At 42.7% G+C, this 13,858-nt stretch carries 12 protein-coding genes; 7 read left to right on the top strand and 5 right to left on the bottom strand.

The genetic code is table 11. From position 1 onward, the window contains the following. The first annotated feature begins 26 nt into the window (after positions 1-26). From ACE1CI_RS20125 to rpoD, 5 genes are all read left to right on the top strand, one after another. On the top strand, positions 27-719 hold the full coding sequence (locus tag ACE1CI_RS20125; RefSeq protein WP_413263878.1) for a hypothetical protein: 693 nt from the start codon (positions 27-29) through the stop codon (positions 717-719). Beyond that, positions 712-1,395, top strand: a complete 684-nt coding sequence (locus tag ACE1CI_RS20120; protein ID WP_413263877.1) for a hypothetical protein — start codon at positions 712-714, stop codon at positions 1,393-1,395. Before ACE1CI_RS20125 ends, ACE1CI_RS20120 begins: the two co-directional genes overlap by 8 nt. 8 nt (positions 1,396-1,403) lie before the next feature. Continuing rightward, positions 1,404-2,723: a four-carbon acid sugar kinase family protein gene (locus tag ACE1CI_RS20115; protein ID WP_413263876.1), complete on the top strand. Its 1,320-nt coding sequence runs from the start codon at positions 1,404-1,406 to the stop codon at positions 2,721-2,723. A gap of 424 nt (positions 2,724-3,147) precedes the next feature. Next, a complete protein-coding gene (locus ACE1CI_RS20110) occupies positions 3,148-3,480 on the top strand; it encodes a GIY-YIG nuclease family protein (RefSeq protein ID WP_413263875.1) in 333 nt (110 codons plus the stop codon). A 105-nt stretch (positions 3,481-3,585) separates the two neighbouring features. Beyond that, the gene (gene rpoD / locus ACE1CI_RS20105; RefSeq protein ID WP_413263912.1) at positions 3,586-4,593 is read left to right on the top strand and encodes an RNA polymerase sigma factor RpoD; all 1,008 of its coding nucleotides are present in this window, start codon (positions 3,586-3,588) and stop codon (positions 4,591-4,593) included. Positions 4,594-4,747: 154 nt separating this feature from the next. Here rpoD and ACE1CI_RS20100 read toward each other — a convergent pair whose 3' ends face one another. The 5 genes from ACE1CI_RS20100 to ACE1CI_RS20080 all read right to left on the bottom strand — a co-directional run bounded on the left by ACE1CI_RS20100 (position 4,748) and on the right by ACE1CI_RS20080 (position 11,514). Further along, entirely contained in the window at positions 4,748-5,125 is a 378-nt protein-coding gene (locus ACE1CI_RS20100) for a hypothetical protein (RefSeq protein ID WP_413263874.1), read from the bottom strand. Beyond that, complete coding sequence (locus ACE1CI_RS20095; protein WP_496615646.1) at positions 5,097-5,684, bottom strand: type II toxin-antitoxin system antitoxin SocA domain-containing protein; 588 nt, start codon at positions 5,682-5,684, stop codon at positions 5,097-5,099. Before ACE1CI_RS20095 ends, ACE1CI_RS20100 begins: the two co-directional genes overlap by 29 nt. Positions 5,685-5,906: 222 nt before the next feature. Then, a complete protein-coding gene (locus tag ACE1CI_RS20090; protein ID WP_413263872.1) occupies positions 5,907-6,110 on the bottom strand; it encodes a hypothetical protein in 204 nt (67 codons plus the stop codon). Between the two features lie 77 nt (positions 6,111-6,187). Next, positions 6,188-6,448 carry a hypothetical protein gene (locus ACE1CI_RS20085; RefSeq protein WP_413263871.1) on the bottom strand — a complete coding sequence of 87 codons (261 nt, stop codon included), beginning with the start codon at positions 6,446-6,448 and terminating at the stop codon, positions 6,188-6,190. Positions 6,449-6,705: 257 nt separating this feature from the next. Beyond that, entirely contained in the window at positions 6,706-11,514 is a 4,809-nt protein-coding gene (locus tag ACE1CI_RS20080; RefSeq protein WP_496615644.1) for a PAS domain S-box protein, read from the bottom strand. Between the two features lie 452 nt (positions 11,515-11,966). Between ACE1CI_RS20080 and minC the strand changes: the two genes are divergently transcribed. Continuing rightward, the gene (gene minC / locus ACE1CI_RS20075) at positions 11,967-12,815 is read left to right on the top strand and encodes a septum site-determining protein MinC (protein WP_413263869.1); all 849 of its coding nucleotides are present in this window, start codon (positions 11,967-11,969) and stop codon (positions 12,813-12,815) included. 125 nt (positions 12,816-12,940) lie between these two features. Beyond that, complete coding sequence (gene minD, locus ACE1CI_RS20070) at positions 12,941-13,747, top strand: septum site-determining protein MinD (RefSeq protein ID WP_413263868.1); 807 nt, start codon at positions 12,941-12,943, stop codon at positions 13,745-13,747. Positions 13,748-13,858 lie beyond the last annotated feature (111 nt).

The raw sequence follows: 13,858 nt of genomic DNA, 5'->3' as shown, positions 1-13,858 counted from the left end.
AGAAAAAGTAATTTACTAGAGTTTCTATGATTCAACACTGGCAACGAAGGAAAAAAGCACATACCGTAATGCAGCCCGATTTACAGGGTTTAGAAATTACTAAAGGAGAATTAAAAGCCCTAAGTGGTATAGGTATAAATGCCGTAATTAGACCTTTTAAATTGCGGAAAGTTTTTCAGGAAGTTTTTACATCAATTGTAGTTTTAGTATTGCTGGTACTTAGTTGTTTATTGCTAATGTTATCTTTTCCGAATTACCGGATAACTTTAATTGTCATTCATTTATTTTTTGCTATTGGTTTAGTGTTTGAAGATTTTAAAAAAGTAGTTATAACTCGAAGCAATAAACATTTTGTCAGTTTGATTGACGATGTAGAACGATATAACTCAGTAATTAAAAGCATCGATATTAATGACCAAATTGAAGCGGCTGGAAATCCGGGAGTAAAATTAAAAGATAGAGAACGAGTGATCGAAGCTTTGCGGTTAACGCGAGAAGATATAGTCCGGGCTTTAAAAACGGAAAAAATTATTAGGGAGAACCAAGCATTCATTAATTTAAATCCCGATCTATTTGCTAATAATTTAAAAGCTTTAACCGCTTTACAAGTAGATGAACAAGCTAGCGAATACGGCAGAATTTTAAATGAAGCATTACAGATTGGCATGAGTATTCAAGATGAAATGAAACATTTAAAAGGTGAGCGATTTAATGAGTAGAAGCAACTTTTTACAGCAGGATTTGTTGGGATTAGAAATTTCTGCGGGGGAAATCAAGCATTTAACTGGAATTGACCCTGAAGATATTTTTCGACCTTCAACTTTGCGGGAATCTAGCAAAAAATGTACTTTTTGGTTAAATGAACTTTCTATTGCCTTAGCGCTGACACCAATTCTTTTGGGAGTTGTTTATGTATTTATTATTTTACCCACCAGAGGCGCATCATTAAAATGGGCAATTTTGTTAATGGTTTTATTTCCAATTGTCATCGTACTTGGGCGGTTGATTTGGTTAAAAAAGCATAGTCCAGACTTACTAGTAAACTTGCTAGACGAAGTTGATAAATATCACGCGGTTGTCAAAGCGATAGATATCAAATACCAACTGGAAACAGTCAGCAACTCCAGTAGTAGTTTAGACGAGAGAAAAAAAGTGATTGCTGCATTGCAACTGACGCGGGAAGATTTGGTGCGGGCGTTGAAGAGCGATCGCATTTTGCGCGAAAATAAACACCTACTCCCCACTAACACCGAACTTTTAACCAACAACCTAGCAGCACTACAAGCCTTACAAATCAACGCTAACGCCAACGAATATGGAAGATTACTCAACGAGTCTGTGCAAATTAGCCTTACTGTACAAGAAGAAATGAGAAAATTGCTAAATCAGCATTAAACTTAAAAATGTCCAGCAAACCTAAAATTATTGTCCTCGATGATGACCCCACTGGTTCGCAAACCGTCCACAGCTGTTTGTTGTTGACACGCTGGGATGTAGACACATTGCGACTAGGGTTAACAGACGACTCGCCCATATTCTTTGTTTTAACCAACACCAGGGCGCTAACACCAGAAGCAGCGGCGCAAGTCACGCGAGAAGTTTGCCATAACCTGAAAATTGCCATAGAAGCAGAAAAGATTCAAGATTTTCTCGTCGTCAGTCGTTCCGACTCCACCTTACGGGGACATTATCCCGTAGAAACGGACGTAATTGCGGAAGAACTGGGCCCTTTTGACGCACATTTTCTCGTTCCCGCATTTTTCGAGGGTGGTAGAATCACGATCGACAGCGTACACTATTTAAAAGTTAACGGCTCTCCCACTCCCGTCCACGAAACCGAATTTGCCAAAGATTCCGTCTTCGCCTATCATCACAGTTACTTGCCGATGTACGTCGAAGAAAAGACCAAAGGCAGAATTCCCGCAAATACGGTAGTTAGATTTCTTTTAAAAGACATTCCCAAAGGAAGCGTAGAAAGATTAATGCAACTTTCGGGAAATCAATGTTGCGTTGTCGATGGGGAAACTCAAGCAGATTTAAACAAGTTCGCCGCTGATATTCTCACCGCTGCAAGTCAAGGGAAACGTTTTCTCTTTCGCAGTGCTGCCAGCATTTTAACAGCATTAGCGGCTTTGCCTCCGCAACCGATCGCCGCTGAAGATATGGCAGAATATGTGAGAGAAGGGAAACCAGGCGCGGTAATAGTTGGTTCCCATGTGAAGAAAACGACAGAACAATTGGAAAAACTCTTACAAGAACCCGGTATTGTAGGAATTGAAGTTGACGTTTCTCACTTATTAGATGAATCAGAAGCGCAACGTGCAGCTTTGTTAGAAAAGACATTGCAAACTGTGCATAATGTTCACAACGAAGGGAAAACTCCAGTAGTTTACACCAGTCGTCAAGAACTCACCTTTCCCGACACCGAAACTCGGTTAAAATTTGGCGTGGAAGTTTCTACATTATTAATGGATGTAGTGCGAGGTTTACCCAAAGATATTGGTTTTTTAATCAGCAAAGGCGGTATTACCTCAAACGATGTTTTAAGTACTGGTTTAGCTTTAACATCAGCAAGATTGTTAGGGCAAATTTTAGCAGGTTGTTCAATGGTAAGAACACCTGAAAATCATCCCCAATTTCCTAACTTACCAGTAGTTTTGTTTCCCGGAAATGTAGGAGATGCCGATGCTTTAGCCACAGTTTATCGCCGACTATCCAAATAATTCTGTAGGGTGCGTTAGTGCAACGTAACGCACCATTCCTTCTGCGTAGGGTGCGTATATTCAGATATTGCACCTGCGCTGTTAGCCCACCTGCGAATCAATTCGCAGGCTAATAGCTCAAGTCCATTAAAATGGACTGAAAGCTTTTGAATACTAACTATTTAGTCCTCTTTAGAGGACTTTAGCTATGAGCCTGGGACTTGAGTCCCAGGCGGATTTTAGGACTGGTGCGAGATCTGAGCATTCCTTCTATAAGTGGGGATGGTGCGTTACGTTGCACTAACGCACCCTACATATAACTGATAAATATAAATTTCTTATTTTTAGGAAAATAGCAGTCAAATTAAGTGATTTTTCGGTTGTTCTTCGACTAATTAAAGAGCTAAAGATAAATTATATTCTACAAACTATAGGTAAAACAGTGATGGTAACTGCTATGCCAGAGGTTGCGTTGTCAAAAGTAGACAACGAGCAACTAGAAATAGAAGAACTTTCTTCTGAAGCCCTTGAGGAAGAGCTTAAAAATGACCTAGAGTTTAAGAAAATATACTCTGCAACGTCTCCCCGTCCATCTCATCCAACTACTAAAAAAACCCCTTCTGCCCTGTCACCAGGCAGAATGCGTGAATCATCATGTGTTAAGGGTAAAGAATGTCAGATTCCCAATGAACCGGGAATATACCGCTTTATAAACAGAGAAACGAGAGCTATTGATTATATAGGTCAAACGTCTTATTTGCGCCGACGACTTCAATAGCACGTCAGTAAAGGTACTCTTGATCTTAACACGCACAAAATTCAATATGGTATAGCAAAACCTGGTGCTACACCAGACGATCTTTGCACAACAGAGATAGAACATATAGGTAGACATAATCCACAAAAAAATAAATATAAAGGAGGGAATGGGAGAAGAGCAAAACATTATACAGAAGACTCTATTCGCCTGTATTTGCAAGAAATTGGTCGAATTAGACTGTTACGGGCTGATGAAGAAATTGAATTGGCCAGAAAAATTGCTGATTTGTTGGAATTGGAACGACTTCGAGAGAGTCTTTGCGATCAGTTAGAACGCGAACCCCACGATCGAGAATGGGCGGAAGTAGTAAATATGCAGTTGCCTGCGTTCCGTCATCGCCTTTATTTGGGACGACGTGCGAAGGACAAAATGGTGCGGTCTAACCTACGTTTAGTAGTATCTATTGCCAAAAAATACATGAATCGCGGGCTGTCTTTCCAAGATTTAATTCAGGAAGGTAGCTTAGGTTTAATTCTGGCAGCTGAAAAATTCGATCACGAAAAAGGCTATAAGTTCTCTACTTATGCAACTTGGTGGATTCGTCAGGCAATTACTAGAGCAATTGCCGATCAATCTCGTACCATTCGTTTACCTGTTCATTTGTACGAAACCATTTCCCGAATTAAGAAAACAACCAAATTGTTGTCGCAAGAAATGGGTCGCAAACCTACGGAAGAGGAAATTGCTACCCGTATGGACATGACCATTGAAAAACTGCGATTCATTGCTAGATCTGCTCAACTACCTATTTCTCTGGAAACCCCGATCGGTAAACAAGAAGATTCTCGACTGGAGGATTTTATTGAGGCTGAAGATGAAACACCAGAAGAGCGAGTTTCTAAGGATTTACTGCGCGAAGATTTAGAATCTGTTTTAGATACTCTCTCTCCCAGAGAACGGGATGTTTTACGTCTGCGTTATGGTTTAGATGATGGCAAAATGAAAACTCTTGAGGAAATTGGGCAAATTTTCAATGTAACTCGCGAACGAATCCGCCAGATTGAAGCTGAGGGATTGCGAAAGCTACGTCACCCTAATCGCAACACTATTCTTAAAGAATATATTCGTTAGCAAAAACGTTACCATACTTTAATAGACATCTCCAAAAAATCTTGTAGAGACGTTATATATAACGTCTCTACAAGATTTTCAGGTAATGCACATTTAATTTCTGGAGATGTCTAATGAAGTTATAGTAGCAATAATTATTGGAGCTTTTGTTAATTTAATAGTCTAATATTTCTCTGATAACACTTTTTAGATCGGCATCATCGGGGCGTTTGGCAAACTGCTCATGACTGTAAATCCATACCAGTTTAATTGTACAACTAGTTGCGTTTACCAAATACATCAGTCTAATTTGCCCGGAAGCTCCTTTTGCTACCCAGAGTTCCAACTTATGAAATGTCCATCCTTCCGGCAATTGAATCTTTCCTGGTAGAGGTTCATTACGAGAGTTTCTCGGATATCGATCGTCTATCAAATCTTCCAAAGTTTTTGTAATCAGTTCAACAAAGCTACTTCCGTGAACTTTTGCCAATTTTTTGAAAGAACGCCGGAAATTATCGGATGATTCAATCGAGAAGGGAGTTGAACCAGTCACGCACTTCTCCTTTACCAATAGGATTTGAAGATTCCGAAGTTAAGGCATCCTCCAAAATTTTAGACATTGTTGCTTCGTATGCAGGATGCTCGCGTTCGATTAAATCAAGTTTTTGATAACCTAATGCTTTCATGTCATCAAGAAGAATTGGCTCTGTTGAACTTGCTTCAGGTCGTAGACCTTTACGGGCTTTTTTCCAAGGAAATTCTCCGTGAGTCATATCACTTAGTCGATAAGCATGATAGCCACCAAAATATGCCCAAATTTCTTCTAAAAGTTCTTTTTTGTCAGGAGGAAGTTCTAATAGGGATTCTTTTCTAGGAATGGGTAGCTGTTGAGCTTCAAACTCACTATAAAACCTATATGCAGGAGGACAAACAGGGCCGTAGCGCCATGCCTGAATTTCTTCTGCAAATAATGGCTCATTATACATTGCTAAATGCAAGCACTGAGCATAATACAGAAGCTTCTGAACCTTCATATTGGTCATTTGAGCCTCTATACCATCCTCATAAGCTCTAATAATGAAGTATTTAGCTGCTTTGAGACAGTCAATCATAGCTCAACCCACAGCCTGTTATAAGCTGCTAATTCTAACAAATCTATAGGATCTCAACAACTAGTATTATAGAAAAAAATGCTGAGTAGTACAAGTGTACTGAAAGTGCTATTTCTACAACTATGCCGATATCACGATCGATATTCTGCAATATTCACAACGATTATCTGCTCTTTGAATTACTAATCGATGGAGAGAAACTGCTATTGCACTCATTTAAGCTCACTTCGTTACTCTTGTCGATCGCAAACGCAGCAAAGATAAAAATTCTGCCAGTTCTACAAGTCCTTCTGCTTCCTGTCTTTCTACTGGAGACAATGTATTGCCTTCATCTTGACGATCTAACAAAAATTGTAAGCGTGCTTGCACTGCTTGGGGAAGTTGGAAATGGGTAAGTTCGATCGGAATCTCAACGATTTCAGGCATAAAGCAGTTAGCTTAATCAAAAACTTTGCTGTAGGTTCATTGTAGGCGAAAACTGTTATTAGTATCCACCAGATAACTCATAAGTTTTCATCTTCTCTGGTGTAAATAGCTGCATCGGAAAGCGGAGGCGCTACAAAAGAAGGACTGTTAATTAAATCTTTCAGTGCTGCTTCCCACTCCTCATAAGTTGTAGTTTCAGACAAGGTTGTTTCTTTCTGATTAACCAAAGAATTCTCAATTAAAGATTCCAGATAAACTTCCACTGATACACCTTGCAAAACTGCTTGGGCAATCAGACGTGCTTCTATTTCTGGTTTTAATTGGAGTGTAATTGTCATTTTTCTGAAACACCTGAATCGAAATTGAAGCGATCGCCTATCTTTAAAATTTATATAATAAGTGCGTACATTTTCCCATTATAAATAATTTAATCAGAAAAATTAGGTTCTGTCAAGGGTCTTTGAATTACTCATTGACGGAGAGAAACTTTTATCGCACTCATCTAAGCTGATTTTATTACTCTTGTCGATCGCAAACGCAACAAAGATAAAAATTCTGCCAGTTCCACAAGTGGAGATGGTGCGTTAGGCGATCGCTAACGCACCCTACATGGGGCGATCGCAACCACAGCTTGAACTAACTGTTCTGGTTCCAGGGGTTTGGTGACGTGCCTTTGATAGCCGCTGGCTATGACTCGATGGTAATCATCTTCTCTGGCGTATGCTGTTAGAGCGATCGCAGGAATCAGCCCGCCTTTTTCCGGTGGTAAAGCGCGAATCTGTTGAATTAAGCTATAGCCATCGACTCCGGGCATCCCAATATCGCTGACTAATACATCGGGTTGAAAGGATTCTAGATTTGCTAACACTTCCGATGCACAGGCAAGGCTGAGAACTTTTGCGCCATATTGGGTAAGGATTTCGGTTAACAGTTGACGGGCATCAGGGTCATCATCAACTGTAAGGACTCGAAATCCCGTCAGATCGGCTTCTTGGTTTAGCAGATCCTCTGTGGGCAGGATTTCTGGTGCTACATTTAGCAAGGGCAACCGAACGGTAAAAGTAGCTCCCAGTCCTTCACCTGGACTGTCAGCCTTGATTGTACCGCCGTGAGCTTCTACCAACTGACGGACGATCGCCAACCCCAACCCTAATCCTCCATACTTGCGAGTAGTCGAAGCATCTTCCTGCCGGAACGATTCAAAGATGTAGGGAAGGAAATCTCGGCTGATACCTTTGCCAGTATCCCTAACGGTAATTTGAGCAAATTGTGGCAACTGGGAGGAAGAAGTATAGGGGCGAGGCGGTAGGGAGGTGGGGTGAGTTATAGAATAAATCTCCCCATCTCCCCATCTCCCCATCTCCCCATCTCCCCATCTCCCCATCTCCCCATCTCCCCTGCTGCCCACTCTTTCCAAACAGATGTCTACTTGCCCACCATTGGGGGTGAATTTGATGGCGTTGGAGAGTAAATTCCAGATAATTTGCTGAAGACGGGTAGGATCGCCGGATACTTGCCCAATGTTGGGTAAGACGGAAATAAGCGCGATCGATTTCGCTACAGCTGTGGTTCTGACTGTATCGATCGCAGCTTCAATTACAAAGGACAGATTCACTGAAGAAATATTTAAGGTGAGTTTGCCTCGCAGGATTTTGGCAACATCCAGCAGATCGTCTATTAATTGAGTTTGTAATCTAGCATTTCGCTCAATGGTGGCGAGAGCTCCTTTGATGCGCGTTTCGTCGAACTTACGAGTTTGTAACAACCTTGCCCAACCTAAGATCGGGTTTAAGGGCGATCGCAACTCGTGAGACAATACTGCCAAAAATTCATCCTTGATTCGGTTGGCGCGTTCTGCGGCTTCCCTGGCGGTTTGCTCTTGTTGCAATAAGCGATCGCGTCCGATTTCCAGTTGTTTTTGGGCTTCAATATCCGTTGCCGTGCCAAACCATTTAGTAATTTGACCTTGCTCGTTCTTTTGCGGAATGGCTTGGTGGAGATGCCAGCGATACTCACCATTTGCTTGTCGCATCCGCCCTTCGGCTTGATAAGGAATTCTCCGTAACACTGCCTCAGTCCAATTTTGAATCAAAATAGGCAGATCTTCAGGATGGACAACTTGTTCCCAACCCTTGATGTGGACTTGTTCTAGGGTGATTCCGGTAAACTCTGTCCAACGTTGATTGACATCGAGTAATGCACCTTCAGCGTTGGCTGTCCAAACTAGTTGGGGAATCAACTCTGCTAAACAGCGGTAGCGTTCCTCGCTTTGGCGTAAGGCTTCCTCTGCTTGTTGGCGATCGGTAATATCTGTATTAGTGCCAAACCAACGCAACACTTTGCCCTGTTCATCTCGAACTGGAACGGCGCGAGAGAGAAACCAGCGATACTGTCCATCTTTACTGCGTAAGGGGAAGGTATCCTCCCAAGGTTCGCCCGTTTCAATAGAGTAACGAAAGCTTTTGACGACTCGTTCTACATGATCTGGGTGATGGACTTTCTGCCAGCCCCAACCCTGCATTTCTTCCAGGGTTGTACCCGTATAGTCAAACCAACGCTGATTGTACCAAAAGATCCACCCGCTTTCATCTGCCATCCAAGCAAATTGAGAAATGTTGTCTGCCAAGGTACGAAAGCGTTGTTCGCTTTCGGTGAGTTCCTGTTGCACGAGGGCGAGATCGGTAACATCCATCAACGCTACTCCCACCCCGATCACTTCACCAGATGGCAAACAAACGGGATAGTGATTAGCGATCGTACTACGAAACACACCCGGTCTGACTTCACCGCTGAACTTCACATTGAGGACAGGTTCTTGAGTTTCCATAATCCGCAGTAACATCGGGGCAAACTGTGGTGCCATTTGCGGCACAACTTCCCACAAGGTTCTTCCCAAATGCTCACTTAAGGGGAGTTCATTGATTTTAGCTAGGGCTTCGTTGGCATAAAGGAACCGGAGTTCGCGATCGAACAAAGCTAAAGTAATCGGAGAAGCGGCGATAAATGCTTGCAGGATGGCTTCGCTGCGCTGACGTTCTAGCTGTATTTGTTTGCGATCGCTAATATCTTTAAACAAAATGGCAACTTTGCGACTTTCAGCGTCGCCAATGGGGAAAGCGGAAACTTCAAACCAGCGGTTCATTGAAACCGAACCATTTTCAAAGCGGACTGGTTCGCCTGTCAGTGCGACTTTACCGTAAGTCTCAAACCAATGATCTTCTAGATTTGGCACTAGCTGACGTGCTGTTTTACCCTGTGCTTGTTTGAGTCCGGTTTGGGATTCAAATAGCGGATTCATTTCCAAGAAACGGTAATCAATGGGCTTTTTGTGTTCGTCAAAGAGCATTTCCACGACACAAAAGCCTTCATTCATTGACTCAAATAAAACGCGATAACGTTCCTCAGTTTGTTTGCGATCGTGAATATCAATTACTGAACCGATGTATCCTTTAAATTCTCCGTCCTCCCCAAACCAAGGGCTTGCAGCATCGATCGCCCAGCGATATTCACCATCTTTGCACCGCAAACGGTATTCTAGTTGAAAGGGTTCTTGATGCTGATTTGCATTTAAGAAGATGTTGCTGGAAAATTGCCGATCGTCTGGATGCACCACATCTAACCACCCAAATCCCAATCCCGTTGCTTCTGTTTGCCCCGTAAACTCGTACCAGCTTTTGCTCAGGTAAGTACACTCACCCCTGTTATCCGTTACCCAAATCATCACCGGAGCATTATCTGCCATATTGCGGAAGCGTTCTTCACTTTGGCGCAAGGCTGCTTCTACTTGAATCCTCTCGGTAATCTCTTCACAAACTATGTTGATACCAATTACCTGTGCGCCATCCTTCAATGGCAAAAAGTTTTCCAACCAAGTGCGTTGCACTCCCGGTTGTGCTGGGGTTTCACCGTGAATTTTGACATTCAACAAAGGTTCACCCGTTTCCAGAACCCAGAGCAGAGGCTCTTCGGCAGCCTCCGTAATACCAGGTAACAACTCTTGCAGAGTGCGACCAATATGGGCTTCCACTGGCAACCCATTGATTTCTGCTAGTCGCTGATTGATTCGCAAAAAGCGGAGATTGCGATCCATAATAGCCAAACCAATGGGGGCAGATTGATAGATCGCTTCAATTTCCGCCAACTGCTGTTGAAGTTGCTGCTCGCTGTGCTGAACCAGTGCCTCACCGCGCTTGATATCATCAATGTTAGTAATAGTGCCGATCCAACCTGTGATTAAATTCTGGCTGTCTCTTGTTGGTATAGCGCGACAGATGAACCAATGATAATCGCCATTCCAACAGCGAATCCGGTATTCTACCTCAAATGTTTCCCCAATGACGATCGCTTGACTCCATTGAGCTAAGGTGCGATCGCGATCGTCGGGATAAACTGCCATAATTCCTGCTAAACCCATCGATTGCGCTTCACTCAAGCCTGTATACTCATACCAGCGTTGGTTCAAGTAATTCACTGCTCCGGTTGCGTCTGCTGTCCAAACCATTTGGGGCATCGCTTCTGCTAATTCTCGATAGCGCTGTTGACTAGCTTGAATCGTGGCTGCGGCTTGGTTACGTTCTGTAATATCTAAAAAGGCTCCGATCGTGCCTCTAATCTGGTTTTGCTCGTCTCGTAAGGGAGTCGCAAATGATATTAACTGGCGCACTGTACCGTCTGACAACACGATGTCAAATTCTGCATCTCGCACCTCTACACCTAGTCTGGCAGCAACTTGCATCGGCAAGTCTTCGCTCTTGATTTCTTGTCCGTTTTGGAAGACTCGATAGGGAGGTTGTTCATCAGCAGACGCACTTTTGGAGATGTTGTTGCCATTACTCACACCTAACAATTCTCGCAGGTAGGCATTATGTTGCATTTGAGAGCAGGTGCGATCGGTTGCGATCGCAATCCCCACAGGAAGAACATCTAACAGAGTTTGCAGTTCCACAACCCGATTAGTTAAATCCCGATTTAGTTGTTGAATGGCTTGCTGCTGACTGGTTTGCAGTTCGCGGCGCAACTCGGTATTTACAATGGCGCTGTGCATCGCTAAACGCAGATCGCCGGGGGTCATCCGATCTTTGATGAGATAATCTGCTGCCCCGTTTTTGAATGCCTGCACTGCTACTTCTGCATTATCACTATCAATAACTATAATTGGCGGACAGCGATCGCCCATCTGTGCCTTCAGTTGCCGCAGCACATCTAAGTTACCCGACTGCCAAGAGTGGAGTCCCAGAACAATGCCGTCAATCTCTTCTGTTTGCGGTACTACCAGATTTGGGCGATCGGATCTTTCTGTAAGAATTCTGTATGCAAAACTTCCCTCTTGCTGTAATTTATCCCAATAATCGTTATCGCTATCTTCAGTGTCAGTAATTACAAGAACAGTTCGGTGAGTTAACATACTATAAAAATCCTACGGCAAGGTTTTTCGGGAATTAAGCTATTGGTAAGACAGCGAGACATTTTGGTGCGGGAAGGGAACTCTTAACAGGGAACAGAGAAAATTTTCTGTTACCTTGTCTTGGGTTGGGTTAGTAGCCAGAATTTACTCGAGACTACTTATTTAATTTAATTCAGGATTTTAGTAGCTTTTGTCCGGCTATGGAACAACTTGGAACATCAAGAAAGTCGGTTTTACTGGAGTTCCTTTTAATTTATCAAAAAAGCGCGATCTCGTACTTGAGATTTCAAGATCCCCGACTTCTTCAAGAAGTCGGGGATCTGAGTCAATATCCCCGACTTCTTGAAAAAGTCGGGGATCTGAGGGAATCTGAGTAGGATACCATTCATCAATGAACCGCAAAGTTCTACTATACTGATTTAGTTATCCGTTGCTGCTATAGCCTTGAGCGCATGACAGTCGATTCTTCTATTACTTCGGCATTGGAAAAGCTTCCTGATAGTCCAGAGGAAACAGTTTTGCCAACTGCAATGGAGACGATTACTCAGAGTCAATTTAATGCTGAGTCTGTTAATCCGTTGCAAGTTCACCTGAAAGCTGAGTCAGGAAAACTATTATTAATTTTGCCATCGCAAACGGAACCAAAGGAAGCGCCTGCGGTGTGGTCAGACCTTTGGTTACAACTCAAACAGCGTTTAAGTGCTGGGGAAAAGTTTTGGGAACCAAATACTCCTGTACATTTAATTGCGGAAAGTTGGTTATTGGATGGGCGACAGTTACAAGAAATAGCTGAGGCGCTAGCGGAAAGTAAGCTGGAATTAAAGTTAGTTCAAACTCATCGCCGTCAAACTGCTGTGGCTGCTGCGATGGCTGGTTATTCGGTGGAACAGGATTCGGCGATCGCTTATATTAACCAAAATCAGCTAACACCAACTAAACCTGGACAGCCTTTTTTAGAACCACTTTATTTAGAAACAACTTTACGTTCTGGGGTAGAAATTCGTCACCCTGGAACTGTGATTGTTTTGGGAGATGTTAATCCTGGTAGTTCCATAATTGCTGATGGTGACATTATAGTTTGGGGTCGTTTGCGCGGTTTTGTTCACGCTGGCGCAAGGGGTAAGCGGGAATGTTTAATTATGGCTTTGCAAATGGAACCAACTCAACTTCGGATTGCTGATTTTGTCGCCAGAGCCCCGGAAAATCCTCCAGCACAATTTTCCCCAGAGGTTGCTTATGTAACTGATGAAGGTATTCGCATTGCTAAAGGACTTGGTTTTCAAAGACCCGATCTTTCTTAAAAAGCAGAGGGGCTCCAGGGGCTCCAGGGGCTCCAGGGGCACAGAGGAAGTGGATTTCCTAATTAGCAACTACCTAGTACCTACTACCAATTACCAATTACCAATTACCAATTTTCTAATTTATTATGGCGCGAATTATTGTTGTTACTTCTGGCAAAGGAGGGGTGGGTAAAACCACCTCTACTGCTAATATTGGCATGGCTTTGGCATCTCGTGGAAATAAAATAGTGGTTTTGGATGCTGATTTTGGTCTGCGAAATTTGGATTTGTTGTTAGGTTTAGAAAACCGAATTGTTTACACGGCTTTAGATGTAATGTCGGGTGAATGTACGCTGGATGATGCTTTGGTGAAAGATAAGCGTCAGCCAAATTTAGCTTTGCTTCCGGCGGCGCAAAATCGGACTAAAGATGCGGTTAATCCTGACCAAATGAAACAGTTAGTTACTGATTTGGCGCGGGATTATGAGTTTGTGTTGATTGACTGTCCGGCGGGAATTGAAATGGGGTTTAAAAATGCAATTATTGCGGCAAAAGAAGCGGTGATTGTGACTACGCCGGAAATTTCTGCGGTGCGAGATGCGGATAGGGTAATTGGTCTTTTAGAAGCACATAGTATCAAAAAAATTCATTTAATTGTGAACCGAATTCGTCCGGCGATGGTACAGGCAAATAATATGATGTCTGTGCAAGATGTGCAGGAAATTTTGGCGATTCCCATATTAGGAATTGTCCCGGATGATGAGAAGGTAATTGTTTCGACAAATAGAGGGGAACCTTTGGTTTTGGGTGGTAATACTTCTTTGGCGGCGATCGCTTATAACAATATTGCCCGTCGATTAGAAGGGGAAACAGTTCCTTTTCTAAGTTTGGAATCTGCCCCAGAGGGTTTATGGGAGCGTCTGCGTCACTTTTTTGGCAAAAAATCGGGCTAATTTAAATTATTAGCTTCCTTTTTTGTTCTGTTTCCCAGGAATTTAAAAGTCGGAGATAATAAGTTATTTATGCTCTGGGATAATTTTTACTTTAAAAATCATGAATATCTG

The organism is Floridaenema flaviceps BLCC-F50 (assembly GCF_041929275.2).
Classification (GTDB): domain Bacteria; phylum Cyanobacteriota; class Cyanobacteriia; order Cyanobacteriales; family Aerosakkonemataceae; genus Floridanema; species Floridanema flaviceps.
This window is presented reverse-complemented; position numbering and strand designations above follow the sequence as displayed.

What these genes read in the sequence shown, in the direction of transcription:
- ACE1CI_RS20110 (WP_413263875.1), top strand. Translation starts at nt 3,148, where the DNA reads ATGGTAACTGCTATGCCAGAGGTTGCGTTGTCAAAAGTAGACAACGAG.
- ACE1CI_RS20125 (WP_413263878.1), top strand. Translation starts at nt 27, where the DNA reads ATGATTCAACACTGGCAACGAAGGAAAAAAGCACATACCGTAATGCAG.
- minC (WP_413263869.1), top strand. Translation starts at nt 11,967, where the DNA reads ATGACAGTCGATTCTTCTATTACTTCGGCATTGGAAAAGCTTCCTGAT.
- ACE1CI_RS20120 (WP_413263877.1), top strand. Translation starts at nt 712, where the DNA reads ATGAGTAGAAGCAACTTTTTACAGCAGGATTTGTTGGGATTAGAAATT.
- ACE1CI_RS20090 (WP_413263872.1), bottom strand. Translation starts at nt 6,110, where the DNA reads ATGCCTGAAATCGTTGAGATTCCGATCGAACTTACCCATTTCCAACTT.
- ACE1CI_RS20080 (WP_496615644.1), bottom strand. Translation starts at nt 11,514, where the DNA reads ATGTTAACTCACCGAACTGTTCTTGTAATTACTGACACTGAAGATAGC.
- minD (WP_413263868.1), top strand. Translation starts at nt 12,941, where the DNA reads ATGGCGCGAATTATTGTTGTTACTTCTGGCAAAGGAGGGGTGGGTAAA.
- ACE1CI_RS20115 (WP_413263876.1), top strand. Translation starts at nt 1,404, where the DNA reads ATGTCCAGCAAACCTAAAATTATTGTCCTCGATGATGACCCCACTGGT.
- ACE1CI_RS20095 (WP_496615646.1), bottom strand. Translation starts at nt 5,684, where the DNA reads ATGATTGACTGTCTCAAAGCAGCTAAATACTTCATTATTAGAGCTTAT.
- ACE1CI_RS20085 (WP_413263871.1), bottom strand. Translation starts at nt 6,448, where the DNA reads ATGACAATTACACTCCAATTAAAACCAGAAATAGAAGCACGTCTGATT.